Below are 25,369 nucleotides of genomic sequence, written 5' to 3'. Positions count from 1 at the left end.
GCAGGGCTCCTATTCGTAGCTGATCGAGACGTCGTCGGTGACCGGCAGCGACTGGCAGGCCAGCACGATGCCGTCCGCCATGTCCTCGGCGTCGAGGACCTCGTTGTGCAGCATCTTCACCTCGCCCGACACGACCCGGCACGCGCACGCGCTGCATTGTCCCGCGCGGCACGAGTACGGCGCGTCCATGCCCGCCTCCAGCAGCCGGTCGAGGAGTTTCCGCTGCCGCGGCCAGGTCAGCTCCCGCGTCCGGCCGTCCAGCTCCACGGTGAGCGACACCGGGGCCTCGCCCGAAGGCTCTTCCTCGACGACCTCGGCGACGACGTCCTCGAACGGGTTCCCCGACAGCGACGTGAACTTCTCGACGTGCACCCGGTTCCGCGGCACCCCGAGCTGTCCGAGCGCCTCCTTGGCCGCCGCCATGAACGGCGCCGGACCACACAGGAACGCCTCGAACGACGTGTACGCCGAAGCCAGCCCGCGCAGCTGCGAGACGTCGGGGAGCCCTTGGACGCTCTCCAGCCAATGGACGACGACCAAGCGTTCGCCGTAGCGCTTCGCCAGCGAAGCCAGCTCGCCCGCGAAGATCACCGAGCGCTCGTCGCGGTTCGCGTAGACCAGCACGACCCGGCCGGAACCCTGCTCCAAGGCCGTCTTGAGGATCGCCATCACCGGCGTGATGCCGCTGCCGCCGGCGAACAGCAGGAAGTCCTCGTCGACCGACGCCGGGCAGAACACCCCCGACGGCGCCAGCACGTCCAGCGTCATCCCCGGCCGCAGCGAGTCGCAGATCCAGCTGGACCCGTAGCCGCCGTCGGTCCGCTTGACCGTCACCTGCACGCGGTTCTCGTGCGGCGCGCTCGACAGCGAGTAGCACCGCGCCACCGAACCGGTCCGGTCACTGGGGATGCGCAGGGTCAGGAACTGCCCGGCCGCGTACTCGAACGCCGCTGCGTGTTCGGCGGGGATCTCGAAGACCACCGACCGTGCGTCCGGCGTCTCGACGACGACGTCGGCGACGGTCAGCGTGTAGAACCGGTCAGCCATCGGCCACCGCCAGCGTGCCTTCGCGCACCGCGTCGGAGATGCTGCCGGCCAGCTTCGGGCAGGTGTCGAGCAACGCCGTCGGGCCGTCCGCGTCCGCGAACACCGGGCAGGTTTCCGCCGGTGCCGTCGTCCACTGGATGCTCGTGTGCTGGATGCTGTTCTTCTTCACCAGCACGCACGTCCCGCAGCTGCGGCACTCGTGCGGCCGCAGCCCGCCGGACAGGAACTCGGTCCGTTCGGCGGTGGTCACACTTCCGCCTCGGTCTTCTGCCGCGCCAGGTTCTCGGCGACCTCCGCCGACCACGCCTCGTTCGCCTTCGCAGTGTCCACTTCGAACTCGAACCGCCGGGTCATGTCCTCGGTGACGTCGGCGGCGTCGACGTAGAACTGCTGGTACCACCGGCGGAGCTGGTAGACCGGGCCGTCCTCTTCGCACAGCAGCGGGTTGTCGATCTGGGTCTTGTGCTTCCAGATCTCCACGTCCTGCAGGAACCCGGCGCCGATGCCGCGGGCCAGCTTCGCCGCGATCTTGTCCGCGTGCTCGTCCGAAATCCCCGGCACCTTCTTGACCTTCATGCCGTACTGCAGCACGAACGACGTCGGCGTGACGGGGTAGTGGCAGTTGATGAGCACGCTTTCGATCTCGTAGCCCTGGAACGAGTTGACCAGTTTGTTGATCATGTACGACGGCCCGAAGTAGGACGCCTCCGACCGAAGCAGGTTCTCCTCGCCGCCGTAGTTCGAGGCCATGCCCATGTCCGGGCGGCCCTTGGTGTTGAGGTACTGCGTGGCGATGTGGCCTTCGAACACGTTCTTGAAGTACGTCGGGTAGGCATAGTGAATATAGAAAAAATGCGCCATGTCCACGACGTTGTCGATGATCTCCCGGCAGTTCGAGCCCTCGATGAAGATCGAGTCCCACGTCCAGCTGCTCCACTCGGGGCTGTCGGCGGCCTCGATCCGCGGGATCGCCAGCTCGTCGGCCGGCGGGTTGCCCTCCGGGTCGTGCCACACGAGCAGCTGGCCGTTCTGCTCGGCCGACGTCCACGACCGCGTCCGCGCGCGCAGCGGAACCCGCTTGGCGTAGGGGATCGAGACGCACTTGCCCTTGCCGTTCCAGCGCCAGTCGTGGAACGGGCAGGCCACTTCGTCGCCCTTGATCGTCCCTTGGGTGAGGTCGCCGCCCATGTGCCGGCAGTAGCCGTCGAGCACGTGGAGCTCGCCGCGGGTGTCGGCGAACACCACCAGCTTCGTGCCGAACGCGGTGATGGCGTGTGGTTTCCCGTCGCGGAAGTGCTGCGCCAGGCCCAGGCAGTGCCAGCCGCGGGCGAACCGGGTCGGTGGCTCACCGGCGTGGATGGTGCGTACCGAATCCTGCGTCATCGCTGCCCTCCCGTGGTCCCCTGATCTTCGTGCGCCAGCCGCGTCGCCGCAAGGTAGCCGAACACCATGGCGGGCCCGATGGTCGCGCCCGGCCCGGCGTACGTCCGGCCCATCACGGCCGCGCTGGCGTTGCCCGCGGCGTACAGGCCCGGCACGGCCGAGCCGTCCTCGCGCAGCACCTGCGCGTGTTCGTCGGTGCGCAGCCCGCCTTTGGTGCCCAGGTCGCCCGGCACGATCTTCACCGCGTAGAACGGCGCCTTGTCGAGCGGGCCGAGGCTGGGGTTGGGTTTGTTGCGCGGGTCGCCGTAGTAGTGGTCGTAGTGGCTGACCCCGCGGTGGAAGTCCTCGTCGACGCCCCGGCGCGCGAAGCCGTTGAAGCGCTCGACGGTCGCGGAGAGCGCGTCGGCCGGGACGTCGATCTTCGCCGCCAGCCCGGCCAGTGACGACGACTTCGCGGCGATCCCGGCCTTGAACCAGCGGCCGGGCAGCGGCTGGCGCGGCCCGATGCCGGTGAACATGTACCGGTCCTTGTAGCACTGGTCGAACACCAGCCACGTCGGGATGTGTTCGCCCGGCCCGTCTCCGGTGCCGTACATCGCGTGCACGGCCTCGACGTAGGGCGCCGACTCGTTGACGAACCGCTCGCCGTGGGCGTCGACCATGATGCAGCGCGGCCGTGACCGTTCGGCCAGTGCGAACCACGGGCCGCCGGTGAGCGGCAGCGACGGCCCCCACCAGGCGTCGTCCATCAGGTCGAGCGCCGCGCCCAGCTTGAGGCCGGCGGTGATGCCGTCGCCGGTGTTGGCGGCCGCGCCGACGGTCCAGTCGATGCCGATCGGCGCGCGCTGGTACTTCTCGCGCATCTCGAGGTTCCGCTCGAACCCGCCGCTGGCGAGGATGACGCCGCGCCGCGCCGCGACGACACCGCTGTCGGTGACCACGCCGGTGACGCGGTCCCCTTCGACCTGGAGGTCCACGAGAGCGGTGTTCAGCCGGACTTCGACCCCGGCCCGGGCGAGCCCGACCCGCAGGCCGGCCGCAAGCGCTTGCCCCATGCTCAGCAGCCGCTGCCCGCGCACCCGGCCGAGCAGCCACTGCCCGCCCAGCGACAGCAGCCGGAGGGCGCCGCGCGGGTGCCGCGCCAGCAGGCTCAGCCAGCGGTAGTCCGCCTGGGTGATCGGCACGCCGAGCGGGGGCGCGCTGTAGGGCGGTTCGAGGTGGGTCAGTTCGGGCCCGAGCAGCTTGCCGTCGAGGGCGACCGGCTCGACCGACCGGCCGCCGGGGCGCCCGCCGGGGGCTTCGGGGTGGTAGTCGCTGTAGTCGCGGACCCAGCGGAACTTCAGCGGCGTGTGGTCGCAGACGAACCGCAGCACTTCGGGGCCGTGCGCGAGGAACGTGTCGCGCCGGACGGCGGGGACGACGTCGCCGACGATCGAGGCCAGGTACTCGCGCGCCCGCTCGGGCGGCTCGTCGATCCCGGCGGCGCGCAGCGCGTGGTTGCCGGGCAGCCAGACGCCACCGCCGGAGCGCGCGGTCGAGCCGCCGAAGCAGGCCGCCTTCTCCAGGACCACCACACTCAGGCCGTGGTGGGCCGCGGCCAGCGCGGCGGTCATCCCGGCGGCGCCGCTGCCGGCCACGACGACGTCGAACTGCTCCGTCATGCCACCTCACTGTGTCGATGGTTACCGCTCCGGCCGGCAGCCACGGCGGAACGGCTGCCGGCGAGTGGGTCGGCGCCGGTCCGTGTCCGCCTGCTTTTCGGTCGGATCGGTAACGTGTTCCATGGAACGAGTATCCAGTTGGGAGCCGTTTCCGTCACCATAGACGAGAACGTGTTCCAGTTCTAGGGTGGTGGCCATGGACGAACTCGTCGCGGACGTGGTGATCGTGGGGTTCGGGGCGGCGGGCGCCTGTGCCGCCCTCGAAGCGGCCGACGCGGGCGCCGACGTGGTCATCGTCGAGCGCTTCGCCGGGGGTGGGGCCAGCGCGGTCAGCGGTGGCGTGGTCTACGCCGGCGGCGGGACGACGCAGCAGCTCGACGCGGGCGTCGACGACTCCGTCGACGCGATGTACGCCTACCTGCGGCTGGAAACCGGGGACGTCGTTTCGGAACCGACGCTGCGGCGGTTCTGCGAGGGCAGCCGCGAGATGATCACCTGGCTGGAGGGCAACGGCGTGCCGTTCGAAGGCAGCCTCTGCCCGCACAAGACGTCGTACCCGAGCGACCGGCACTACCTCTACTACTCCGGCAGCGAGGCCGCCGGCGGGTTCCGCGACGCGGCGAAACCGGCTCCGCGCGGCCACCGCGTCAAGGGCCCCGGGACCTCGGGGAAGATGCTGATGGCGCGGCTCAAGGCGGCCGTGCGGGCCCGGGGCATCCGGGTGCTGACGCAGACGACCGCCCGGACCCTGATCCGCGACGACGCGGGCCGCGTCACCGGCCTGGTCGCCGACACCTTGGGCGACGCGCCGACGGGGGTGCGGGCGCGACACCAGCGCTTCGCGCAGTACGCCGCGAAGCCCGGGATCTACGTGCCGTCGCTGCGCAAGTCGCTGCACCGCCGGGTCGAGCGCTTCGAACGCGCGCATGGCCGTGAGCTGCGGATTTCCGCCCGGCGCGGGGTCGTGCTCGCGGCGGGCGGGTTCATCGCCAACCGCGAAATGGTGCGGGAGCACGCGCCGGCCTACCGCGGCGGGCTCGCGCTCGGCACGTCCGCCGACGACGGCTCGGGCATCCGGCTCGGCGTCGAAGCCGGCGGGGCGACCGGCGAGCTCGGCCGGATCTCCGCCTGGCGGTTCGTCACCCCGCCCAGCGCGTTCCTCGGCGGAATCATCGTCGATGCCGGCGGGCGGCGGGTCATCGACGAGTCCCGCTACGGCGCCGCTGTCGGCGAGAAGCTCATCGAGGACCACGGGAGCAAGGGCTGGCTGCTCGTCGACGCGCCGATCGTGGCCCGGGCGCGCCGGGACGGCCGGGCGCAAAGCCAGTGGTTCCAGTGGCTTCAGCTGCGCTACCTGCTGCAGCGCGGCCGGGTCACCGGGACGACGGTCGAGGAAGTGGCCCGCAAGGCCGGCGTCGACCCCCAAGGCCTGCGCGCGAGCGTCGAGGCCTACCACGGCGCCGAAGACCCGGCCGGCAAGCCCGACGAGTTCCGGCGGCGGCTGGAAACCCCGCCGTATTCGCTCATCGACATCTCGGTGCGGCCGAACCTCGGCTACCCGACCCCGATGCTCACCCTCGGCGGCCTGGTCGTCGACGAGGGGACCGGCGCGGTGCGCAGCACGGCCGGGGAGCCGATCCCGGGGCTGTACGCCGCCGGCCGCACCGCCGTGGGAATCTGTTCCAGGTCGTACGTGAGCGGTCTCTCGCTGGCCGACTGCGTGTTTTCCGGCCGCAGAGCGGGGATCAACAGTGCCTTGGCGCAGGGCGTTCTCGACAAAAACGAGAACGTGTTCTAGTCTCTGGAGGGAGTGAACAAAGAGAGGAATTGCGCATGAGCGAGCAGGTGATCGCCGGGGTCCGGGACCTCCTGCCGGTCCTGCGGGAGCGGGCCCAGGACACCGAGGACGCGCGGCGCGTTCCCGAGGAGTCCGTCAAGGCCCTGCAGGAGACCGGGTTCTTCAAGCTGCTGCAGCCGAAGCTCCACGGGGGCTTCGAAACCGACCCGGTGAGTTTCTACACCGCCGTCAAGCTGATCGCGAGCGCGTGCGGGTCCACCGGCTGGGTCGCCTCCATCCTCGGCGTCCACCCGTGGCACGTGGCGTTGTTCGACGCGCAGGCGCAGCAGGAGGTCTGGGGCGCGGACCAGGACGTGCGGATCTCCTCGTCGTACGCGCCGATGGGCAAGGCCGAAGTGGTCGAGGGCGGCTACCGGCTGTCGGGCCGGTGGAGCTTTTCCTCCGGCTGCGACCACTGCACGTGGGTGCTGCTCGGCGGACCGGCGTTCAAGGACGGCAAGCCGGTCGACTTCTGCACCTACCTGCTGCCGATCGCCGATTACGCGGTCGTGGACGTCTGGGACACGATCGGCCTGCGCGGCACCGGCTCGAACGACATCGTCGTCGAGGACGTCTTCATCCCCCAGCACCGGGCGCTGAGCTTCATCGCGACGTCGAAGTGCAAGGTCCCGGGCCAGGCCGTCAACCCCGGCCCGCTGTACCGGCTCCCGTACGGTTCGGTGCACCCGACCACGATCACGGCGCCGATCATCGGCATGGCGCAGGGCGCCTACGACGCCCACGTGGAGCACCAGGGCAAGCGGGTGCGGGCCGCGTACGCCGGTGAACAGTCCAAAGAAGACCCCTTCGCCAAGGTGCGGATCGCCGAGGCAGCCAGCGAAATCGACGCCGCGTGGCTGCAGCTGACTCGCAACATCGACGAGCTGTACGAACTCGCCAAGCGCGAGGAGCGGCTGCCCGTGGACCTGCGGCTGCGCGTCCGGCGCGACCAGGTGCGCGGCACCGAACGCGCCATCTCCGCGATCGACCGGCTCTTCGAGAACTCCGGCGGCCGCGCGATCCAGCGCGGCACCCCGATCCAGCGCTTCTGGCGCGACGCGCACGCCGGCCGCGTCCACGCGGCCAACGACGCCGAGCGCGCCTACGTCATGTTCGGCACCGGCGCCTTCGGGCTCCCCGTCGAGAACGCGATGTACTGATGGCTGCGCCTGAGGGCAAGTACGTCCAGGCCGGCAGTCTCAAGCTGCACTACCACGAAGCCGGCGCCGAACACGCCGAAACGGTGATCCTGCTGCACGGCGGCGGGCCCGGCGCGTCGGCGTGGAGCAACTTCGGGCGCAACCTGCCGGAGTTCGCCAAGCACTACCGGACGATCGCGGTGGACCAGCCCGGCTTCGGGCGCTCCGACAAGCCGACCGAGCACCCGCAGTACTTCCGGCACAGCGCCGATGCCGTCGTCGGCCTGATGGACGCCCTGGGCATCGAGCGCGCCCACTTCGTCGGCAATTCGCTCGGCGGCGGGGCCGCGGTGCGGCTCGCCCTGAACCACGGCAAGCGGGCCGGGCGGCTGGTGCTGATGGGGCCGGGCGGGCTGAGCGTCAACGTCTTCGCGCCCGACCCGACCGAGGGCGTCAAGAATCTCGGCAAGTTCGGCGCTCAGCCGAGCCGCGAGCGGATGGCGGCGTTCCTCCGGATCATGGTCCACGACCAGGCGCTGGTCACCGACGAGCTGATCGACGAGCGCTTCGCCGCCGCGAACACCCCGGAGTCCCTGGCCGCGATGCGCGCGATGGGGAAGTCCTTCGCGCAGCCCGGCACCTACGAAGAAGGCATGCTCTGGCGCGAAGCCCACCGCCTGCGCCAGCGCGTGCTCCTGATCTGGGGGCGCGAGGACCGCGTCAACCCCCTGGACGGCGCGCTTCTGGCGCTGAAGATGATTCCGCGCGCGCAGCTGCACGTGTTCGGCGGCTGCGGGCACTGGGCCCAGCTGGAGAAGTTCGACGAGTTCAACCGGCTGGCCCTCGACTTCCTCGGGAGTTCCTGATGGGCATCCGGTCACTGGGCTACCTCCGCATCGAAGCCACCGACATGGCGGCCTGGCGCGAGTACGGGCTCAAGGTGCTCGGCATGGTCGAAGGCAAGGGTGAAAACCCCGACGCGCTTTACCTGCGCATGGACGACTTCCCGGCGCGGCTGGTCATCACCCCGGGCGACGCCGACCGGCTGACCCGGACCGGCTGGGAGGCCGCGAACGCCGGCGAACTGGCCGAGATCCGGTCGCGGTTGGACAGTGCGTCGGTGCCGTACAAGGAGGGCACCCCCGAGGAGCTGGCCGACCGGCGTGTTGACGAGCTGATCAGCTTCGACGACCCGTCCGGCAACACCCAGGAGGTGTTCCACGGCGTCGCTCTGCAGCACCGGCGCGTGGTCAGCCCGTACGGCCACAAGTTCGTCACCGGCGAGCAAGGGCTCGGGCACGTTGTTTTGTCCACCAAGGACGACGAGGCGTCGCTGCGGTTCTACCGGGACGTCCTCGGCTTCCGGCTGCGCGATTCGATGCGCCTGCCGCCGCAAATGGTCGGCCGCCCCGCCGACGGGCCGCCTGCGTGGCTGCGGTTCTTCGGCTGCAACCCGCGCCACCACAGCCTGGCGTTCCTCCCGATGCCGACACCGAGCGGGATCGTGCACCTGATGGTCGAGGTGGAGAACACCGACGACGTCGGCCTGTGCCTCGACCGCGCGATCCGGCGGAAGGTGCCGATGTCGGCCACCCTCGGCCGGCACGTCAACGACCTGATGCTGTCGTTCTACATGAAGACCCCGGGCGGCTTCGACGTCGAGTTCGGCTGCGAGGGACGTCAGGTCGACGACGACAACTGGATCGCGCGCGAGAGCACCGCGGTTTCGCTGTGGGGGCACGACTTCTCGGTCGGCGCGCGGCCGCCCGGCGCGTCATGACGTCGGTGGCGGTCGACCAGACCGAGTTCCGCAGCGTGCTCGGGCACTTCTGCACGGGCGTCACCGTGGTCACCGGCCGCGACGGCGACACCCTCGCCGGGTTCGCTTGCCAGTCGTTCGCCGCCCTGTCACTCGACCCGCCGCTGGTGCTGTTCTGCCCGGCGAAGTCGTCGCGGACCTGGCCGGTGCTCGCCGCGGCCGGCCGGTTCGCGGTCAACGTGCTGGCCGAGGACCAGCAGGAGGTCAGCGCGGTCTTCGGCGCCCGCGGCGAGGACAAGTTCGCCCGGTTCGCCTGGAGCCCCGCGCCGTCCGGCGCCCCCCTGCTCGACGGCGCGCTCACCTGGATCGACTGCGAGCTGGAAGCGGTGCACGAGGCGGGCGACCACTACGTGGTGATCGGCCGCGTCACCGCGCTCGGCGCGCCGTCGGAAGCCCGCCCGCTGCTGTTCCACCGCGGCCGGTACGCGGTCACCGAACCCGCCCGCGACCCGCTGTCGGTCCTGATGCCCTGGCCCCGCCCCGACGACTGGCTGTGATCGGCTCTCGCCGTGGGTAGCACGACCGGGTGATTGTGCACCGGTTCACAGGTGGGCCGCATCCCATTCACGAGAGAAAGTCGAGCCCCGGCGCGCACACTGTTACCGAGAAGACACCTTCCGGGAGGAGTGAGCCGCGCATGCGTGGGCCCAGCGGACGAATCGCCCGGTTCGGGCGGCGAGTGCACCCCGGCCGCAACCCGCTCGCGCGGGCGGGCGATCGCGTCGAAGCCCTCCTGCTGCTCCTGGTCGTCGCCGGCGCGTTGCTCGCCGTGCCGTTCGCGGCGGCCTTCGGTTCCGAGACCTACGCCGCGCAGAGGGCCCGCGCCGAGCAGGAGCGCACCACCCACCACCCCGCGACGGCGGTGTCGCTGGCCGCCGCGTCCGGCCAGTCCTACGGCACCGACGGCGCCGGGGCCCCCGCCGACCAGACGACGGTGCCGGCCGCCTGGTTCGACGCGCGCGGCGCCCGCCACACCGGCGACGTCCTCGCCGACGCGGGCAGCCCGGCCGGCACCCGCGTGCCGGTGTGGCTGGACCAGCGCGGCGAGCTGACCAGCGAGCCCCTGTCACCGGCGACTTCGGCGGCCGACGGCGTCTTCGCGGCGCTCCTGCTGTGGACGGCGGTCACCGGCGCGCTGGCCGGCCTCTACGGTGCCGGCCGGTTCGTCCTGTCCCGCCTCCACGCGGCGGCCTGGGACCGCGCCTGGGCCGAGGCCCGGCACGACAGCCGCTTCTGATCACTTCCAGCGGAAGTGCACGAACACCCGGCCGAAGTTGTCCTTGTCCTTTTCGACCCGGTGGTACAGCGCCTTGACGTCCTTGCGCTCGAGGAACCGCAGGACGTGCTTCTTCAGCTGACCCGAACCCTTCCCGGGAATGATCTCGACGAGCGGCGCCTTCTTGGCGACGGCCTCGTCGATGACCGCCCGCAGGGCCCGGTCGATCTCGCCGCCACGGTTGTAGACGTCGTGCAAATCCAGCTTCAGCTTCACCCTGCCTCCCCCTCGACGTGATTGTGCGGCCGACTCGCGTGATTGAACCGCGTGTCGACCCTCTGATCACGCGTGTCGGCTCCTCGGTCACAGAGCCTGCCACCAGCCGTCCACCGGTGGGGGAGCGGTGACGTCGATGCGTTCACCCGGGCGGGGGATCGCCAGCGGGAGGTCGGCCTCCTTCGCCTCGCTCCACACGCGGTCCGCCGGCTCGCCCCACGGGTGCATGGCCAGCTGGAACGTCGCCCAGTGCACCGGGACCAGCAGCTTCGCCCGCACGTCGAGGCCCGCCGCGACGCCTTCCTCCGGGGTCATGTGGATGTCCGGCCAGTGCGGGGCGTACGCGCCGATCTGGATCAGCGCCGCGTCGAACGGGCCGTGCTCCGCGCCGATCGCCGCGAACCCGTCGAAGTAGCCCGTGTCGCCGCTGTAGAACACCCGGTGCGACGGCCCCAGCAGCGCCCACGACGTCCACAGCGTGTCGTCGTTCGTGATGCCGCGGCCGGAGAAGTGCTGGGCCGGGGTCGCGACGAACCGGATGCCCGCCACCGTCGCCTCTTCGCGCCAGTCGAGCTCGATGATCCGCGAAGCCGGGACGCGCCAGCGTTCCAGGTGCGCGCCGACCCCGAGCGGCACCAGGAACGGCGCCTCGGACGAAGCCACCAGCGCGCGGACCGTGGCCAGGTCCAGGTGGTCGTAGTGGTCGTGCGAAATCACCACGGCGTCGACCCGGCCGAGCCCGGACAGCGGCACCGGCGGCTCGTGCAGCCGCCGCGGCCCGGCGAACGCCGCGGGCGAGACCCGCTCGCTCCACACCGGGTCGAGCAGCACCCGGGCGCCGTCGAGCTCGACCAGCGTCGACGCGTGGCCGTACCAGGTCAGGTGCACGCCCTCGGCCGACAGCACCGGCTCCGCGGCGACCAGCGGCACCGCGCGGGCCGGTTTGCGCAGCTCGCGGTGCTCGCCGAAGAACATCTCGCGGAAGATGGTGCGCATCGCCGCCGCGGTCATCGGGTGCCGCGGCGCGACGTTGCGGAACACCTTGCCGTCGAACTGCGGCGAGGAGCGGACCCGCTCGGCCCGCGCGCCGGTGGCCTTCGCGCCGAACGCCGCCGGCAGGTCGCGCAGGGCCGCGACCGTCTTTTTCATAATCCCGTCTTCCTCATGCCCCGAGTCTACGAACGGTTCCTGAGAGGGGCCCCAGCTTCATGCAGGTGGGTGAGGGCCTGCCGGTAGGACTCGACCAGGCTCGTCTCCAGGTACGGGACGCCGAGCTCGGCGCAGTACGCCCGGACGATCGGCTGGGCGCGCCGCAAGTGCGGCGAAGGCATGCTCGGGAACAGGTGGTGCTCGATCTGGTAGTTGAGGCCGCCGAGGGCGACGTCGGTGACGACGCCGCCGCGGACGTTGCGCGAGGTGAGCACCTGCTTGCGGAGGAAGTCGAGCTCGGTGCGCCCGGTCAGCGTCGGCATGCCCTTGTGGTTGGGTGCGAAGATCGATCCCATGTAGACACCCCACAGTCCCTGGTGGACGACGAAGAACAGCAGCGCCATGCCGGGGGACAGCACGGTGAGCAGCGCGCCGAAGTACAGGACGAAGTGCGCGGCGAGCAACGCGGCTTCGACCCCACGGCGGCGCAGCCCCGGGCGCCGCACCGCGCGGATCCCGGACCAGTGCAGGTTCAGCCCTTCGAGGGTGAGCAGGGGGAAGAACAGGAAGGCCTGGTACCGCCCGATGAAGCGCGGGACGCCGCGGCTGGCGCGGGCCTGGTCCTTCGACCACACCAGGATGTCCGGGTCGACGTCGGGGTCGAGCTCTTCGTGGTTCGGGTTGGCGTGGTGGCGGGTGTGCTTGTCCATCCACCAGCCGTAGCTCATCCCGACGCCGAGGTTGCCCGCGAGCATCCCGGCGATTTCGGTGGGCCGCCGCCGGCGGAACACCTGCTTGTGCGCGAGGTCGTGGGACAGCAACGCGATCTGGCCGAACAGCACGGCCATGAAGGCCGCGACGGCCAGCTGCCACCAGGAATTCCCGAGCAGCGCGAAGGCCACCCAGCCGGCGGCGAACAACGCGGTCACGACGGCGATCCGGGCGGTGTAGTAGCCGGGACGCCGCTCCATCAGGCCGGCGGCGGAGATGCGGTGGCTCAGCCGGGCGAAGTCGCTGCCGGTGTGCACGAGGTCGTCTGTGGTCACCTGCCCGAGTCTTCGCGGCGGCGACCCTCCCCGGAATCCGGTGGGCTCCCGGGCCGGTGCGGGGGCCAGCCCTACCAAGGGGTCAGGACCCGGCGTATTCGGCCAGGTGCTTGCCCGTCAGCGTCTTCTTCCGCGCCTTCACCAGCTGCGCAGGCGTGCCCTCGAAGACGATCTTGCCGCCGTCGTGCCCCGCGCCGGGGCCGAGGTCGATGATCCAGTCCGCGTGGGCCATCACCGCCTGGTGGTGCTCGATGACGATCACCGACTTGCCCGAGTCCACCAGGCGGTCCAGCAGGCCCAGCAGCTGCTCGACGTCCGCCAGGTGCAGGCCCGCCGTCGGCTCGTCGAGGACGTACACCCCGCCGGTCTCCGCCATGTGCGTGGCCAGCTTGATCCGCTGCCGCTCGCCGCCGGACAGCGTCGTGAGGGGCTGGCCGAGGGTGAGGTAGCCGAGGCCGACGTCGGACAGGTGCGTCAGGATCTTGTGCGCCGCCGGGAGCTTCGCGTCTCCCTCGGCGAAGAACGCCGACGCCTCGGCCACGGACATCCCGAGCACCTCGCTGATGTCGCGGCCGCCGAAGGTGTACTCCAGCACCTCGGCGTTGAACCGCTTGCCCTCGCACACCTCGCACGGCATGGCGGTGCCGGCCATGATCCCCAGGTCCGTGTAGACGACGCCGGCGCCGTTGCAGTTCGGGCACGCGCCTTCGGAGTTGGCGCTGAACAGGGCCGGCTTCACGCCGTTGGCCTTGGCGAACGCCTTGCGGATCGGCTCGAGCAGGCCCGTGTACGTCGCCGGGTTGCTCCGGCGCGAGCCGCGGATCCCGGTCTGGTCGACCGTCACCACGCCCTCGCCGCCGGACACCGAGCCGTGGATCAGCGAGCTCTTGCCCGAGCCCGCCACCCCGGTCACGACCACCAGCACGCCGAGCGGGATGTCGACGTCGACGTCCTGCAGGTTGTGCGTCGAAGCGCCGCGGATCTCCCAAGAACCGGACGGCGACCGCACCGCGTCCTTCAGCGACGCCCGGTCGTCCAGGTGCCGCCCGGTCAGCGTCTTGCTCTTGCGCAGCCCGTCCACGGTGCCCTCGAACACCACCTCGCCGCCGTCGGTGCCGGCGCCCGGCCCGAGGTCGACGACGTGGTCGGCGATCGCGATCGCCTCCGGCTTGTGCTCGACGACCAGCACCGTGTTGCCCTTGTCGCGCAGCTGCAGCAGGAGCTCGTTCATGCGCTGGATGTCGTGCGGGTGCAGGCCGATCGTCGGCTCGTCGAAGACGTAGGTGACGTCGGTGAGCGACGATCCGAGGTGGCGGATCATCTTGGTGCGCTGGGCTTCCCCGCCCGAAAGCGTCCCGGAAGGACGGTCGAGCGAGAGGTAGCCGAGCCCGATTTCCACGAACGAGTCGAGGGTGTGCTTCAGCGCGTCCAGCAGCGGCGCGACCGACGGCTCGGCGAGCTTGCCGACCCACGCGGCGAGGTCGCTGATCTGCATCGCGCAGGCGTCGGCGATGCTGATCCCGTCGATCTTCGACGACCGCGCCTCCTCCGACAGCCGCGTGCCGGCACAGTCCGGGCAGGTCTGGAAGGTCACCGCCCGCTCGACGAAGGCGCGCAGGTGCGGCTGCAGCGAGTCGACGTCCTTGGACAGCATCGACTTCCGGATCGCCGGCACCAGCCCCGAATAGGTGAGGTTGATGCCCTCGACCTTGATCTTGGTCGGTTCCTTGTACACCAGGTCGTTCAGCTGCTTCTTGGTGTACTTCTTGATCGGCTTGTCCGGGTCGAAGAAGCCGGAGCCGCGGAAGATGCGGCCGTACCAGCCCTCCATGCTGTAGCCGGGGATGGTGATCGCGCCTTCGTTGAGCGACTTGTTCTCGTCGTACAGCGCGGTCAGGTCGATGTCGTTGACCTTGCCGCGGCCCTCGCAGGGCGGGCACATGCCGCCGGTGATGCTGAAGCTGCGGCGCTCCTTGATCTGCCGGCCGCCCTTTTCGATGGTGACCGCGCCGGCGCCGCTGATCGAGGCGACGTTGAACGAAAACGCCTGCGGCGAGCCGATGTGCGGCTGCCCGAGCCGGCTGAAGAGGATGCGCAGCATCGCGTTGGCGTCGGTCGCGGTCCCGACGGTGGAGTGCGCGTTGGCGCCCATCCGCTCCTGGTCGACGATGATCGCGGTGGTGATCCCGTCGAGGACGTCGACGTCGGGCCGGGCCAGCGTCGGCATGAAGCCCTGCACGAAGGTGCTGTAGGTCTCGTTGATCAGCCGCTGCGACTCGGCGGCGATCGTGCTGAACACCAGGGAGCTCTTGCCGGAACCGGAGACCCCGGTGAACACCGTCAGCCGCCGCTTGGGCAGCTCGACGTCGACGTCCTTGAGGTTGTTCACGCGCGCGCCGTGGACGCGGATCAGGTCGTGGCTGTCGGCCACGTGCGGTGCGTTCTTCCTCGTGGGCTTGCTCATCGGGATCTCCAGCTTTCCTTCGGATCAGCGCAGTTCTTGGATGCGGACGAGGTTGCCGGCGGGGTCGCGGAAGGAGCAGTCGCGAAGGCCCCACGGCTGGTCGGTCGGCTCCTGGACGACCTCGGCGTCGCCGGCCTGCACCCGTTCGAAGGTGCCGTCCAGGTCGTCGGTGGCCAGGTTGACCGCGGCGAAGGTGCCCTTGGCCATCATTTCCGTGATGGTACGGCGTTCTTCGTCGGACAGGTCCGCGTAGGCGGCGCCGGTCGGCTGCAGGACCAGCGCCGTGTCGGGCTGGCCGGGAAGACCGATCGTGAGCCAGTGCTGGCCGCCGTAGTCGACGTCGTTGCGCACCTCGAAGCCGAGGGTGTCGCGGTAAAAGGCCAGCGAAGCCTCGTGGTCGTGGTGGGGGAGGAAGGTCTGGTGAATGGTGAGGTTCATGGGGATCACGCTACTTTCGGCCGTGCGGCCGGGGCTTCTCGATTCCTGATCGCTTCGGCGGCTCGCCGGTAATCGTGCGGCGAAAGGCCGTAGGCGTCCCGGAACCGGCGGACGAATTGCGCGGCGGGCAGGCCCACACTGCGCGCGAGTACGTCGATGTCGAGCGGCCGCGCGCATTCCCGGTCGATGCGGTCGCGGACGCGGCGCAGCAGCGCCAGCTCGCGGTGGTGCTGTTGCGCGGCAACCTTGAGGCTCAGGCACATGTCGGATTTCCTTCCGGTGTCCGCCCGAGCACCGCCCGGGCCGCGATCGGGACCAGCAAAAAAGTCAGCACCCCGGACAGCGCCAGCCCGCCGGTGCTGCCGGCCAGCTCGATCAGCGGCCCGCCCAGCGCCAGGCCCAGCGGGGCGGCCACGGTCGCGCCGGTCGTCCAGAGGGTGACGACCTGCTGCTGTTCGCCGGGGGCCAGTCCGGATTGGAGGAAGCTGTAGGCGACCGGGGTGAAGGGTGCGTACACCAGCCCGCCCAGGCCGAAGACGAGCAGGGCCACGGTCAGGTCGCCGGTGAGCGCGAGGCCGATCGGGCACAGCGCCCACAGGCCGATGATCGCCACCAGCAGCGGTCGCTGCGGCAGGTTCCGCAGCCGGCTGACGAGAGCGGCGCCGAGGAACGCGCCCACCCCGAGCGCACCCCACAGCACCCCGAGGCCGGACGCGCCGGCGTGCAGCGTTCCGCTCACGTACAGCGGAAGCGCGACTTCGACGGGCATGTACAGGAAGTTGAAGAAGAACTCGACCACCAGCAGCCGCGCGGCGACCGGGCGGCGGCGCAGGATCCGCCAGCCCGAAACCCCGGTCCGCTCGGGGATTTCGGCCGCCTGGGGCACGCACGCGAGCGTGGCGGCCAGCAGGATGAGCGCGCCGCCCGCGTCCACGAAGAGCGCGAGGCCCGCGCCGGTGGTCGCCACGACCACCCCGCCCAGCACCGGCCCGGCGATGTAGAGCGCGAACGTCGTGTTGAGCCCGAGCAGGCCGTTGACCGAGAACCGCCCGGCTTCCCCCGCGGCCGACGTGGCCAGCAGGCGCCGGCTGCTCGACCCGGCCAGCCGGAACGTCGCGCCGAAGAGGAGGCCGGCCACCAGCACCGGCAGCGTGAGCCGATCGGTGACAGCCAGGACGCCGAGGGCGGCGAAGGTCAGCGACCGCAGCACGCAGTCGGCGACGAGCAGCGTGCGCGGCGGCACCCGCACCCGGCCGAGGCTGATGGCCAGCGCCAGCACGGTGGACAGGACGAACGGCGCGGCCTCCACCAGCCCGATGGCGATCGCTTTCGGCACGCCGCCGTGCAGCGACAGCGTCTGCACGGGCATGGCCACGAGGAGCATGCCGGTGCCGACGTTGGCCAGGAGGTCGCCCAGCAGCAGGCCGGCGACCCGCCGGTCGCGCAGGACTTCGTGATAGCTGTGGGCCGCCGCGACCTCGGTCAGCGCAGTTCCTGGATGCGCAGGAGGTTGCCGGCGGGGTCGCGGAACGAGCAGTCGCGGATGCCGTAGGGCTGCTCGACCGGTTCCTGGACGACCTCGGCGTTCCCGGCCTCGAGCTTCGCGAAGAGCGCGTCGAGGTCCTTGGTGGCGAGGTTGACGCCGGCGTAGGTGCCCTTGGCCATCATCTCGTTGACGGTGCGGCGCTCGTCGTCGGTCAGGCCGGGCATCGCGGCCACCGGGGTCAGCACGATCGCGGTGTCGGGCTGGTTCGGCGGGCCGATCGTGATCCACTGCAGGTCGCCGTACTTGACGTTCTGGCGGACCTCGAAGCCGAGCAGGTCGCGGTAGAACGCGAGCGAGGCTTCCGGGTCGGTGTGCGGGAGGAAGCTCGAGTGAATGGTGACGTCCATGGTCGTCACCCTAGGTGTGCGCCTGCGGTCGTGCTTCTCGATTCCTGATCGGTCTGGTGACCTGTTTGGCGACGCACGGCGGCATCCCGACGGTGGCTTCGGCCTGCTGCTCGCGGTAGACGCTCGGCGGCATGCCCACCAGCTCGGCGAACCGGGTGCTGAAGGTGCCGAGCGACGAGAAGCCGACGGTGAAGCAGACCTCGGTGACGCTCAGTTCGCCCGTGCGCAGCAGGGCCATCGCCCGTTCGATCCGCCGCGTCATCAGGTACGAATACGGTGACTCTCCGTAGGCACGCCGGAATTGCCGGCTGAGGTGCCCGGCCGACATGTTCACGCCGAGGGCCAGCGCCTCGACGTCGAGCGGCTGCGCGTACTCCCGGTCGATCCGGTCCCGGACCCGCCGCAGCAGCGCGAGGTCGCGCAGGTACTGCGCCGTGGCGGAGGTGCTGGTCACGGATGAATCCTGCCACATCGGACCGGTGCGGCGGAGGGAATCGTGTCGTCCCTCCAGAGACGCGTGTCGTCCGTCCGGAGACGCGTGTCGTCCGTCCGGACACGTGTGTCGTCCGTTCCCGCACGGCATCTCGCGTGATCGGCGGGTCGACACGGTGGTCGGCAGGTCATGCGGTGGAGGCCGTCCCGGGGGTTCCCGTTCCCCCGGGACGGCCGTGCACCGGTGCTTCACGGCCGTGGAGCCCCTTCCGGCGGCATACCCGTCCGCCGGAACGGCCCCCACGGCCGGTTGTGCCCCGGCGGGGAGACCCCGCCGCGGCACTCGACCCCGGGCCCCCGCCCGGTGCGCCGGAAGAAGGCCACCCCGGGGGCGTCGGGTTCCCTCGGGATGGCCCTCTCCTGGCCCGCCGGGCGCTCGGTCCGTTCGGACGCGAGGCGGGCAGGGGGACGTTGGGGCCGGCCACCACACCGCCCAGCCGCGGAGGGGGTGTGGTGGCCGGCAAGGGGACGGGGGCCGCCGCGCGCAGCCCCGCCCCGGCTTCGCTACCTCCCCATCGGGATGGCCATCGTCGGCAGCGACTGCGCCGGCAGCGCCGTCGTGGGCAGGGACTGCGCCTGGAACGCCGTCGTCGGGATGTCGTTGGCGAATTCGCTCTCGAACTCCCGCTCGAAGGCCTGCTGGTCGAACCCGCTCTCGAACTCCGGCGGCACCTCGGCCGCCAGCCCGGCGAGCGACGGCTCGACGACCGGGACCTCCGCGGCGGGCGCGGGCTCCGGCTCGGGCACGTAGTCGGGGGCGGGCAGCCGCCGGTCGAGCTCGGCCATCCAGTCGAGCATCGCCCGCGGCTTGTCCCACGAGGAGATGCCGACGAGCCTGCCGTCCCGGATGAACCCGGTGATGCCGTCGGCCAGCGACACGGTGTCCTCGGCCAGCGACGGCATCCCGCACATCTGCAGCCGGGTGTCGTACAGGGTCGACCAGGCGCGGGGGAGCGGGGTGAACGGCCGCGCGCTCGACTGCCCCATCAGCAGGTTCTCCGCCGCGTGCCGGGCCGACTCGACGGCGTTGATCCAGTGCTCGACCCGCCGCGGGGTCTCGTCGAAGCGCAGGTTCGGCCAGCGCGCGATGTCGCCGGCGATGACGACGTCGGAAGCGCCCTCGGCGAACAGCTTCGAGTCGCAGAGGACGCCGTCGCTGATGTCGAGGCCGGAGCCGCGCATCCAGTCCACCGACGGGACACTGCCGATGGCGAGCACGACGACGCTGGCGACCAGCAGCTGGTTGTTCGTCAGGTGCAGCCCGACGGTGTCCTTCGTGCTGATCCAGTGCCGGACTTCGCTCCGCATCGCCAGGTTCGCGCGGTGCTCGTGGTGCGCCTCGACGATGCCGCTCGAGACGCGGTCGCCGAAGCGGTGCAGCGGCGCCTTCGCGTGCCCGACCAGGGTGACGTCCCGGCCGATGTGCCGCATGCTCGCGGCGAACTCGTTGCCGATCAGGCCGGCGCCGATCACGACGGCCGGCTTCTTGCTGGCGTTGAGGCAGCGCCGCACCGCCATCGAGTCCTCGACCGTGCGCAGGATCCGCACCCGCGGGTCGTGCCGCGGCGCCCCGGGCAGGTGCCGCGGGTAGACGCCGGTCGCGGCGATCAGGCCGTCGTACCAGAGGGACTCGCCGCCGGGCAGGTGCACGACCCGCTCGGTGGTGTCCAAGTGCGTGACCCGCGCCCCGAGCCGCCAGTGCACGTCGAGGTCGGGCAGGTAGTGCGAGAGCCCGACGTCGCTGGGCCGCTCGGTGCCCATCACCAGGGCCTTCGAGATCATCGGCCGGTGGTACGGGCGCCGTGCCTCGTCGCCGATCAGCACGATCTCGCCGTCGAAGTTCAGTTCGCGCAGACGTTCCGCGGCACGCAGCCCGGCGACGCCCGCACCGACGATGACGATCCGGTCGCCGTCAGCCATCGAGGTCCCCTCTCATCACGACCGCCTGCATCGGGCAGCAGCGGGCGGCCATCTTCGCCTGTTCCATGGTGGTTTCGTCCAGCAGTCGCGTGTGGAAGCGCAGGCGGCCGTCCTGGCCGAGGTCGAACACGTCCGGCGCCTCCATGGCGCAGATGCCGTAGAGCTCGCACCGGTCGTTGTCGACGCTGATCCGGGGCCCGCCACCGGGCAAACGGAACGGCATGTCAGGCCACCTGCTCTTCCACGAGTCCGAGGCGTTCCAGGGTGCGGGCCGGCATGAACCGCAGCAGCGACACCGTCACTGCCGGGACGAGCAGCGTGATGCCGCCCAGCCAGACGGTCGCGAGGTGGCCGTTGGCGATGGCGCCGAACCAGGAGTGGAGCGCGGTCAGCGCCACCGCCGGGTACGCGCACCGGTGCAGCCACAGCCAGCGGCGGTAGGAGGTGAACCGCTGCAGGCCCGCGGTGAGGAAGATCGCCACCATCACCTCGAAGCCGACCATGCCGATGATGTGCCGGGTCTCCTGGCCGGACAGGAACGGGACGAACATGTACTGCCAGCTGTAGGGCTGGATCGTCAGGAAGGTGAAGCCGAGCGCGTGGATGCCGCCGAAGATCAGCGTCGCGGTGGCCAGCACCATGTGCGTGCTGCGCAGCCCCTTCCGGCCGGTGACCGAGCGGATCCAGCCGGTGGCGGTGAGCACACCCCAGGTGAGCGTCAGCATCATCGCCGCGTAGGACGTCCGGGCGGCGAAGGCCGCGAGACCGCGGGCCGCCGGGTCGGTCTTCGGCTGGAACTGCTGGGTGAGGAAGATCGTCGCGTCGTGCCAGGTCTCAACCATGGCTGCCCCCGGTTCTCGCAGTGGCCGGCCGGGACGCCCTCGCGCGGCCACGGTTGCTCTTGATCTGGCGCAGCACGTAGAACAACCCGCCGCCGACCAGCAGGAACAGCGCTCCCACCACGGCGATCTGGGACGTGTCGAGGCCGAGCTGGATCCCGGTGGGCGCCGCGGTGGTGGAAACGGCCGGGGTGGGCAGGGCGGTGTAGTCGACCATCCCGGTGCTCTCGAGCATCGTCATGTGCCGCATCACGGCCTGGTTGCCGACGGTCGCGAACGCGCGCACGTCGTCGTTGCGGGTGCCGGCCCGCAGCTGCGCGAGCACGGCGAACACCTGGCCGTGCGCCGCGCGCAGCCGGTTGGCGAAGATGCGGTCGAACTCCGGGCCGGGGGAGGCGTTCATCTGTTCGGCGAGCCAGCCGCGCTGTTCCTCGGAGGGCTGGTCCGGAACCGGCGAATTCAGCTTCGCCGACAGCGCACGGGTCGCCACGTCGAGGCGGCCGTGGTCCATCATGATCGCGAAGCCGACCTTCTGGACCAGCGGGCTGCCCTTCTCCATGGCCATCATGCCGGAGGGCATCTCCCACAGCCCGGCCTGGCGGACCTTGGTGAGCAGCACTGCGTCGGTGTCCGAGACCGCGGTGGTCTGGGCGGTCGAGGTCGAACCCGGCGCGAGCAGCGCCAGCACCGCGGCGACCACGAAGAGGATCCGGACCAGCGGCCGGGAGCGCTCGACGACCGACGGCGGATCGAACTCGAGCCAGGTGAGCTCAGACGCCGAACGCATTTTGCCTCCACTCGTCCTGGGTGAGCGTGATCTTCTTGCCGTCCGGCGCGATCGGGTACCACGCCTGGTCGAGGGCCTGGCCGGACGTGTCGGCCGGTTCGCTGTCGCCGGTGTAGTGGTACAGCGGCCAGCCGGCGAGGGTGAGCTGCTGGGTGCCGTCGTCGCGGTTGACCTGCCCGATCAGCGACTGGTCGACGTCCACCGGCGGCAGGTTGCCGCCGGCCTTGACCGGGACCCACTTCGTCGCGCACGCACCGGTGCAGTTCGACCGCGGGGGGTTGGTCGAGTCCCGGTCGTAGCGGTAGATCGTGTAGCCGGTTCCGTCGACGAGCAGGAGCCCGAGGTCGAACGTCTTCGCGGCCCGGAGCTGGCTCTTCGCCGGGTTGTTCGGGTCGGCGGTGATGGACTGCGGCATCGGCAGGACGACCTGTCCCTGCTGCATGCCGGGCATCTGCATCCCGGCGGCGTACCCGCCACCCGAGGTGGTGGCCGCGCCGGCGGTACAGGCGGTGAGCAGGGTGAGTGCGGTGAGGCACACGGCGGCGGGGACCACCGGTCGGGGAATGCGGATCACTGCTCCTCCGTGGGGCATGACTACGCGCTGTTGCCGGAGTGCAACGGAAAAGGGCGCGAAAGATCCACAGTGGACATTCGGTCCGGAGTGGATGTGGCGCGTTGCGGGGGACAACGCTTGGTCGGGGGTCTTCGGTAGGGGATACGGACACGGTACGGAAACGGTTCAAAAAAGTTTTGCACGCGGTTTGCGGCCCGGAGGACTGGACGTAGGCCGTCCGGCCCACCAGGATGTCCCGCGTGGGACGGCACACCCGAGCGCTGAGATCCGTCGGTGATCAGGAAGCCGTCGTCGAGCCCGGCGACGGCCATGACGATCTGGCGAAAGCGCTGTACCAGGAGTTCGGCGGGTCCCTGATGGCGTTCGCGCTGCGGCTGACCGGCCACGACCGGCAGTGGGCCGAAGACGTCGTCCAGGAGACCCTGATCAAGGCGTGGCGGAACGCCGACAAGCTCGACCGCCGGCCCGAGATGCTGCGTGCCTGGTTGTTCACGGTCGCCCGGCGCATCGTCATCGACGGCTGGCGCAGCCGCAGCGTCCGTCCCCAGGAGCTCGAGGAGATCGAGTCCGACGCGATCACGGTGTCCGACGAGTCGGACCGCACGCTCGCCGCGATGATCGTTTACGAGGCGTTGCAGGGTCTTTCACCCGAGCAGCGGGAGGCCATCCAGCAGACCTACCTGCGCGATCGGACCGTGAACGAGGTCGCGGCAACCCTCGGCGTGCCCCCGGGCACCATCAAGTCCCGCATCCACCACGCCGTCCGCGCGCTGCGCCGGGCTCTGCGCGAGCGGGGGTGAACTGAGCGTGGCCGGATCAGCACACACCGACGTCGCCGCGTACGTGCTCGGCGTCCTCAGCGAGGCCGAGAACACCCAGTTCGAAGCCCACCTGATGAACTGCCCGCACTGCCAGCTCGACCTGATCGAGCTCTACCAGCTGCCGGACGTCCTCGACCTGGTGAAGCGCAGCTGGCCGGAGCCGCCGATGCCGGCGCCCAGCCCGCGCACCCTCTCGCCGGGTCCCCGGGTGCTGCGCGGTCTCATGGAAGAGGCCGCCGTGAAGCGCCGTCGCCGTCGCCGGATCGGCATCCTCGCCGGGGCCGCGGCCGCCGCGGCCGTCATCGCCGGTCCGCTGGTGACCCTCGCGGTCCGGCCGGCCGACGCCGTCCCGCCCGCTTCGCTCTCCGCTCCGAGCAACAAGCAGCCGCCGCCGTCGCCGAGTGTCCTGGCGACGTCGATCGCACCGCCGTCCGCGGGCACCTCGAGCCAGCCCGGTGGCGGCCAGACCTACGGCCGCGGCAGCGGCGGGTCCGCCGTCAGCGCGCTGGTCACCGTTTCCCCGGTGGAGTGGGGCAGCCGCGTCGAGCTCGAGCTGCGCGGGATCGTCGGGCCGGTGAACTGCCAGCTGGTCGCCATCCCGACGGCCGGCGACGAGCGCGTGGTCTCCAGCTGGTCCGTGCCGCCCAAGGGATTCGGTATCCCCGGCTCGCCCGAACCGTTGCGGCTGCAGGGTTCCATCTCCCTCGCGATGGACCGGATCAGCCGGTTCGAGGTTCGCGGCGACGATGGCACGGTCCTCGTCGTCGTTCAGCGCTGAAACTCTTTGTCGACGGTGAAACGCCGTGACCTGGGTGAATGCTGCCCGGTTGCGTTCCGGTTGATAACGAACAGATAACGGGCCGGTCGCTTTTGAACCTCGAGGCGCTCATGTCCGTATCCCCCAATGCATCCCCCGATGCATCCGACAGCCGGAACCGACAGCATCCCCACCAGGTTCTGTGCGATCTCAAGCTCAATCAACGGTAGTTCTTGCCCGGGCTGCCGCGCTGTTGAAGCGCGCGCCCGGAAAAACGAACGAGGTGAACTAGTCTATGGCCCGGAATTCTCGGTCCCCCGTGACGGGCAAGCACCGCGTTGCCCGCCGAACCAAGATCGCTATGGGTGCGATCGGCCTGGCGATCGCCGTCGGCGCAATCGCCGTCGCGGTCACCACGGGCCGCACGGGCGAAGCCAGCGCGGACGCCGCGGACCCGTCGTTCTTCATCGACATCAACAAGGTCGCCGCCGGCACCAACGTCAACGCGGCCTTGGCGAAGAAGGGCGCCCAGGGCTCCTTCACCGTCGACTGTGGAACGAACGCGGACGGCGCGCACCACAACCCGGACAACTTCATCGCCCAGCCCGGGATCAAGAACGGCGCCCAGCACCTGCACGACTACGTCGGCAACGTGACGACCGACGCCGATTCCAGCCTCAAGAGCCTGCTCGCCGGCGACACCACCTGCAAGAACGGTGACCAGTCGGCGTACTTCTGGCCGGTCATCCGCATCGACCGCGAAGACGACGCGGCCAACAACCAGGAGAACCAGAAAGCCCAGCAGGATCAGCAGGGCAAGACGGGCGACGTCCAGCAGGACAAGAGCGCGCAGGATGCCAAGGACGCGCAGGACCAGAACCAGCGCGCACGCCAGGGTCAGGGCGGCGGCCGGACGGGCTTGAGCGCCCAGCAGCAGGGCGATCAGAACGACGGTCAGCAGCAGAACCAGAACCAGAAGAACCAGCAGCAGCAGAACAAGAACCAGCAGCAGAACGGCCAGCAGAACCAGCAGCAGCAGCAGAACGGCCAGCAGCAGCAGAACCAGCAGCAGCAGAACGGCCAGCAGCAGCAGAACCAGCAGCAGAACGGCCAGCAGCAGCAGAACCAGCAGCAGAACGGCCAGCAGCAGCAGAACGGCCAGCAGGACCAGCAGCAGAACCAAGACCAGGCCCAGCAGGAAGAGCTCGGCGGCCCGCAGGGCGCGAACGAAGAGGTCGGCGACAACGACGGCGAGATCATCGAGCCGGAGTCCGCGACGCTCAAGTTCATCGGCGGCGGCGCGCAGAACGTCGTCGCGATGCCGCTCGGCCTGAAGATCCTCTACGGTGACGCCAAGCAGAGCACCAACGGTCCGGCGAACGCCCGGCCCAGCTGGACCTGCACCGGCTTCGAGGACCGGCTGACCGACAAGTACCCGATCTGCCCGCAGGGCAGCAAGGTCGAGCGGATCCACGCCTTCCCGAACTGCTGGGACGGCAAGAACACCGACAGCGAGAACCACCGCACCCACATCGTGTTCTCCGACAAGCAGGGCAAGTGCCCTCAGGGCTTCAAGAACGTGCCCCAGCTGCAGGTCACCCTGGTGTACGACGTCCCGCAGGACGTCCAGCAGAACAAGCAGTACAAAGTGGACGCGTTCGCCCAGGAAGAGCACAACCCGAAGTCCGACCACGACGACTTCGCGAACGTGATGAGCAAGCAGATCATGGGCCGCCTGGTCAACTGCATCAACTCCGGCAAGGCCTGCGCCGAATAACCGTTTCCGGAACTTCGATACGCAGAAGGGAGAA

The 25,369-nt window shown here is 70.4% G+C and carries 27 protein-coding genes; 9 read left to right on the top strand and 18 right to left on the bottom strand.

What is annotated here, in order from left to right; all coding sequences use genetic code 11:
• Window positions 1-9 precede the first annotated feature (9 nt).
• From AB0M80_RS16590 to kstD, 4 genes are read right to left on the bottom strand one after another with little or no spacing between them, the layout of a single operon-like run.
• Window positions 10-1,047 (bottom strand): ferredoxin--NADP reductase, encoded by a 1,038-nt coding sequence (locus AB0M80_RS16590; protein ID WP_364564898.1) that lies wholly within the window; start codon window positions 1,045-1,047, stop codon window positions 10-12.
• The gene (locus AB0M80_RS16585; protein ID WP_364564896.1) at window positions 1,040-1,297 is read right to left on the bottom strand and encodes a hypothetical protein; all 258 of its coding nucleotides are present in this window, start codon (window positions 1,295-1,297) and stop codon (window positions 1,040-1,042) included. The genes AB0M80_RS16590 and AB0M80_RS16585 overlap by 8 nt, the downstream gene beginning before the upstream one ends.
• Window positions 1,294-2,430, bottom strand: coding sequence for a Rieske 2Fe-2S domain-containing protein (locus tag AB0M80_RS16580; protein WP_364564894.1), 1,137 nt, complete (start codon window positions 2,428-2,430; stop codon window positions 1,294-1,296). The genes AB0M80_RS16585 and AB0M80_RS16580 overlap by 4 nt, the downstream gene beginning before the upstream one ends.
• Complete coding sequence (kstD, locus tag AB0M80_RS16575) at window positions 2,427-4,091, bottom strand: 3-oxosteroid 1-dehydrogenase (protein ID WP_364564892.1); 1,665 nt, start codon at window positions 4,089-4,091, stop codon at window positions 2,427-2,429. The genes AB0M80_RS16580 and kstD overlap by 4 nt, the downstream gene beginning before the upstream one ends.
• A 196-nt stretch (window positions 4,092-4,287) precedes the next feature.
• On the opposite strand from kstD, the gene AB0M80_RS16570 reads away from it, so the two are divergent.
• The 6 genes from AB0M80_RS16570 to AB0M80_RS16545 all read left to right on the top strand — a co-directional run bounded on the left by AB0M80_RS16570 (window position 4,288) and on the right by AB0M80_RS16545 (window position 10,123).
• Window positions 4,288-5,889 carry an FAD-binding protein gene (locus AB0M80_RS16570; protein WP_364564890.1) on the top strand — a complete coding sequence of 534 codons (1,602 nt, stop codon included), beginning with the start codon at window positions 4,288-4,290 and terminating at the stop codon, window positions 5,887-5,889.
• A 35-nt stretch (window positions 5,890-5,924) separates the two neighbouring features.
• Window positions 5,925-7,088, top strand: a complete 1,164-nt coding sequence (gene hsaA, locus AB0M80_RS16565; protein WP_364564887.1) for a 3-hydroxy-9,10-secoandrosta-1,3,5(10)-triene-9,17-dione monooxygenase oxygenase subunit — start codon at window positions 5,925-5,927, stop codon at window positions 7,086-7,088.
• Window positions 7,088-7,933, top strand: coding sequence for a 4,5:9,10-diseco-3-hydroxy-5,9,17-trioxoandrosta-1(10),2-diene-4-oate hydrolase (hsaD, locus tag AB0M80_RS16560; protein ID WP_364564886.1), 846 nt, complete (start codon window positions 7,088-7,090; stop codon window positions 7,931-7,933). Before hsaA ends, hsaD begins: the two co-directional genes overlap by 1 nt.
• A complete protein-coding gene (gene hsaC / locus AB0M80_RS16555; RefSeq protein ID WP_364564884.1) occupies window positions 7,933-8,847 on the top strand; it encodes an iron-dependent extradiol dioxygenase HsaC in 915 nt (304 codons plus the stop codon). The genes hsaD and hsaC overlap by 1 nt, the downstream gene beginning before the upstream one ends.
• The gene (hsaB, locus tag AB0M80_RS16550; protein WP_364564881.1) at window positions 8,844-9,383 is read left to right on the top strand and encodes a 3-hydroxy-9,10-secoandrosta-1,3,5(10)-triene-9,17-dione monooxygenase reductase subunit; all 540 of its coding nucleotides are present in this window, start codon (window positions 8,844-8,846) and stop codon (window positions 9,381-9,383) included. The genes hsaC and hsaB overlap by 4 nt, the downstream gene beginning before the upstream one ends.
• Before the next feature lie 140 nt (window positions 9,384-9,523).
• A complete protein-coding gene (locus AB0M80_RS16545; protein ID WP_364564880.1) occupies window positions 9,524-10,123 on the top strand; it encodes a hypothetical protein in 600 nt (199 codons plus the stop codon).
• On the opposite strand, the gene AB0M80_RS16540 is transcribed toward AB0M80_RS16545, so the two are convergent.
• The 14 genes from AB0M80_RS16540 to AB0M80_RS16475 all read right to left on the bottom strand — a co-directional run bounded on the left by AB0M80_RS16540 (window position 10,124) and on the right by AB0M80_RS16475 (window position 21,980).
• Entirely contained in the window at window positions 10,124-10,378 is a 255-nt protein-coding gene (locus tag AB0M80_RS16540; protein ID WP_364564879.1) for a Smr/MutS family protein, read from the bottom strand.
• An 87-nt stretch (window positions 10,379-10,465) separates the two neighbouring features.
• On the bottom strand, window positions 10,466-11,527 hold the full coding sequence (locus tag AB0M80_RS16535) for an MBL fold metallo-hydrolase (RefSeq protein WP_364564876.1): 1,062 nt from the start codon (window positions 11,525-11,527) through the stop codon (window positions 10,466-10,468).
• 26 nt (window positions 11,528-11,553) lie between these two features.
• The gene (locus tag AB0M80_RS16530) at window positions 11,554-12,573 is read right to left on the bottom strand and encodes an acyl-CoA desaturase (protein ID WP_364564874.1); all 1,020 of its coding nucleotides are present in this window, start codon (window positions 12,571-12,573) and stop codon (window positions 11,554-11,556) included.
• An 82-nt stretch (window positions 12,574-12,655) separates the two neighbouring features.
• Window positions 12,656-15,037, bottom strand: coding sequence for an excinuclease ABC subunit UvrA (locus tag AB0M80_RS16525; RefSeq protein WP_364564872.1), 2,382 nt, complete (start codon window positions 15,035-15,037; stop codon window positions 12,656-12,658).
• Window positions 15,038-15,061: 24 nt separating this feature from the next.
• On the bottom strand, window positions 15,062-15,475 hold the full coding sequence (locus tag AB0M80_RS16520; RefSeq protein WP_364564869.1) for a VOC family protein: 414 nt from the start codon (window positions 15,473-15,475) through the stop codon (window positions 15,062-15,064).
• A gap of 5 nt (window positions 15,476-15,480) precedes the next feature.
• Entirely contained in the window at window positions 15,481-15,738 is a 258-nt protein-coding gene (locus AB0M80_RS16515; RefSeq protein ID WP_364564867.1) for an AraC family transcriptional regulator, read from the bottom strand.
• Window positions 15,729-16,892 (bottom strand): MFS transporter, encoded by a 1,164-nt coding sequence (locus AB0M80_RS16510; RefSeq protein WP_364565763.1) that lies wholly within the window; start codon window positions 16,890-16,892, stop codon window positions 15,729-15,731. Before AB0M80_RS16510 ends, AB0M80_RS16515 begins: the two co-directional genes overlap by 10 nt.
• A 65-nt stretch (window positions 16,893-16,957) precedes the next feature.
• The gene (locus tag AB0M80_RS16505; RefSeq protein WP_364564866.1) at window positions 16,958-17,368 is read right to left on the bottom strand and encodes a VOC family protein; all 411 of its coding nucleotides are present in this window, start codon (window positions 17,366-17,368) and stop codon (window positions 16,958-16,960) included.
• A 10-nt stretch (window positions 17,369-17,378) separates the two neighbouring features.
• A complete protein-coding gene (locus AB0M80_RS16500; protein WP_364564864.1) occupies window positions 17,379-17,840 on the bottom strand; it encodes a helix-turn-helix transcriptional regulator in 462 nt (153 codons plus the stop codon).
• A 524-nt stretch (window positions 17,841-18,364) separates the two neighbouring features.
• Complete coding sequence (locus AB0M80_RS16495) at window positions 18,365-19,780, bottom strand: FAD/NAD(P)-binding oxidoreductase (protein ID WP_364564861.1); 1,416 nt, start codon at window positions 19,778-19,780, stop codon at window positions 18,365-18,367.
• A complete protein-coding gene (locus AB0M80_RS16490; RefSeq protein ID WP_364564859.1) occupies window positions 19,773-20,003 on the bottom strand; it encodes a ferredoxin in 231 nt (76 codons plus the stop codon). Before AB0M80_RS16490 ends, AB0M80_RS16495 begins: the two co-directional genes overlap by 8 nt.
• A 1-nt stretch (window position 20,004) precedes the next feature.
• The gene (locus tag AB0M80_RS16485) at window positions 20,005-20,622 is read right to left on the bottom strand and encodes a ferric reductase-like transmembrane domain-containing protein (RefSeq protein WP_364564856.1); all 618 of its coding nucleotides are present in this window, start codon (window positions 20,620-20,622) and stop codon (window positions 20,005-20,007) included.
• A complete protein-coding gene (locus AB0M80_RS16480) occupies window positions 20,615-21,406 on the bottom strand; it encodes a DUF4142 domain-containing protein (RefSeq protein WP_364564854.1) in 792 nt (263 codons plus the stop codon). Before AB0M80_RS16480 ends, AB0M80_RS16485 begins: the two co-directional genes overlap by 8 nt.
• Window positions 21,390-21,980 carry a hypothetical protein gene (locus tag AB0M80_RS16475; RefSeq protein WP_364564852.1) on the bottom strand — a complete coding sequence of 197 codons (591 nt, stop codon included), beginning with the start codon at window positions 21,978-21,980 and terminating at the stop codon, window positions 21,390-21,392. The genes AB0M80_RS16480 and AB0M80_RS16475 overlap by 17 nt, the downstream gene beginning before the upstream one ends.
• Window positions 21,981-22,219: 239 nt before the next feature.
• Here AB0M80_RS16475 and AB0M80_RS16470 point away from each other — a divergent pair, with 239 nt between their 5' ends.
• The 3 genes from AB0M80_RS16470 (at window position 22,220) to AB0M80_RS16460 (ending at window position 25,335) form a co-directional block, all read left to right on the top strand.
• Window positions 22,220-22,780, top strand: a complete 561-nt coding sequence (locus AB0M80_RS16470; RefSeq protein ID WP_364564851.1) for a sigma-70 family RNA polymerase sigma factor — start codon at window positions 22,220-22,222, stop codon at window positions 22,778-22,780.
• A gap of 7 nt (window positions 22,781-22,787) precedes the next feature.
• The gene (locus AB0M80_RS16465; RefSeq protein WP_364564848.1) at window positions 22,788-23,579 is read left to right on the top strand and encodes a zf-HC2 domain-containing protein; all 792 of its coding nucleotides are present in this window, start codon (window positions 22,788-22,790) and stop codon (window positions 23,577-23,579) included.
• A gap of 274 nt (window positions 23,580-23,853) precedes the next feature.
• Window positions 23,854-25,335, top strand: a complete 1,482-nt coding sequence (locus AB0M80_RS16460) for a DUF1996 domain-containing protein (RefSeq protein WP_364564845.1) — start codon at window positions 23,854-23,856, stop codon at window positions 25,333-25,335.
• Window positions 25,336-25,369: the final 34 nt, after the last annotated feature.

The organism is Amycolatopsis sp. NPDC051045, assembly GCF_040682955.1.
Lineage (GTDB): Bacteria > Actinomycetota > Actinomycetes > Mycobacteriales > Pseudonocardiaceae > Amycolatopsis.
The sequence above is the reverse complement of the archived record's forward strand: the minus strand, read 5'-3'. Positions and strand labels throughout refer to the sequence as shown.

Bases quoted from the DNA above. Each gene is read 5' to 3' on its own strand.
- AB0M80_RS16590 (WP_364564898.1), bottom strand. From the start codon at position 1,047: ATGGCTGACCGGTTCTACACGCTGACCGTCGCCGACGTCGTCGTCGAG.
- AB0M80_RS16580 (WP_364564894.1), bottom strand. From the start codon at position 2,430: ATGACGCAGGATTCGGTACGCACCATCCACGCCGGTGAGCCACCGACC.
- kstD (WP_364564892.1), bottom strand. From the start codon at position 4,091: ATGACGGAGCAGTTCGACGTCGTCGTGGCCGGCAGCGGCGCCGCCGGG.
- AB0M80_RS16570 (WP_364564890.1), top strand. From the start codon at position 4,288: ATGGACGAACTCGTCGCGGACGTGGTGATCGTGGGGTTCGGGGCGGCG.
- hsaA (WP_364564887.1), top strand. From the start codon at position 5,925: ATGAGCGAGCAGGTGATCGCCGGGGTCCGGGACCTCCTGCCGGTCCTG.
- hsaD (WP_364564886.1), top strand. From the start codon at position 7,088: ATGGCTGCGCCTGAGGGCAAGTACGTCCAGGCCGGCAGTCTCAAGCTG.
- hsaC (WP_364564884.1), top strand. From the start codon at position 7,933: ATGGGCATCCGGTCACTGGGCTACCTCCGCATCGAAGCCACCGACATG.
- hsaB (WP_364564881.1), top strand. From the start codon at position 8,844: ATGACGTCGGTGGCGGTCGACCAGACCGAGTTCCGCAGCGTGCTCGGG.
- AB0M80_RS16545 (WP_364564880.1), top strand. From the start codon at position 9,524: ATGCGTGGGCCCAGCGGACGAATCGCCCGGTTCGGGCGGCGAGTGCAC.
- AB0M80_RS16535 (WP_364564876.1), bottom strand. From the start codon at position 11,527: ATGAAAAAGACGGTCGCGGCCCTGCGCGACCTGCCGGCGGCGTTCGGC.
- AB0M80_RS16525 (WP_364564872.1), bottom strand. From the start codon at position 15,037: ATGAGCAAGCCCACGAGGAAGAACGCACCGCACGTGGCCGACAGCCAC.
- AB0M80_RS16520 (WP_364564869.1), bottom strand. From the start codon at position 15,475: ATGAACCTCACCATTCACCAGACCTTCCTCCCCCACCACGACCACGAG.
- AB0M80_RS16515 (WP_364564867.1), bottom strand. From the start codon at position 15,738: ATGTGCCTGAGCCTCAAGGTTGCCGCGCAACAGCACCACCGCGAGCTG.
- AB0M80_RS16505 (WP_364564866.1), bottom strand. From the start codon at position 17,368: ATGGACGTCACCATTCACTCGAGCTTCCTCCCGCACACCGACCCGGAA.
- AB0M80_RS16500 (WP_364564864.1), bottom strand. From the start codon at position 17,840: ATGTGGCAGGATTCATCCGTGACCAGCACCTCCGCCACGGCGCAGTAC.
- AB0M80_RS16495 (WP_364564861.1), bottom strand. From the start codon at position 19,780: ATGGCTGACGGCGACCGGATCGTCATCGTCGGTGCGGGCGTCGCCGGG.
- AB0M80_RS16490 (WP_364564859.1), bottom strand. From the start codon at position 20,003: ATGCCGTTCCGTTTGCCCGGTGGCGGGCCCCGGATCAGCGTCGACAAC.
- AB0M80_RS16485 (WP_364564856.1), bottom strand. From the start codon at position 20,622: ATGGTTGAGACCTGGCACGACGCGACGATCTTCCTCACCCAGCAGTTC.
- AB0M80_RS16480 (WP_364564854.1), bottom strand. From the start codon at position 21,406: ATGCGTTCGGCGTCTGAGCTCACCTGGCTCGAGTTCGATCCGCCGTCG.
- AB0M80_RS16460 (WP_364564845.1), top strand. From the start codon at position 23,854: ATGGCCCGGAATTCTCGGTCCCCCGTGACGGGCAAGCACCGCGTTGCC.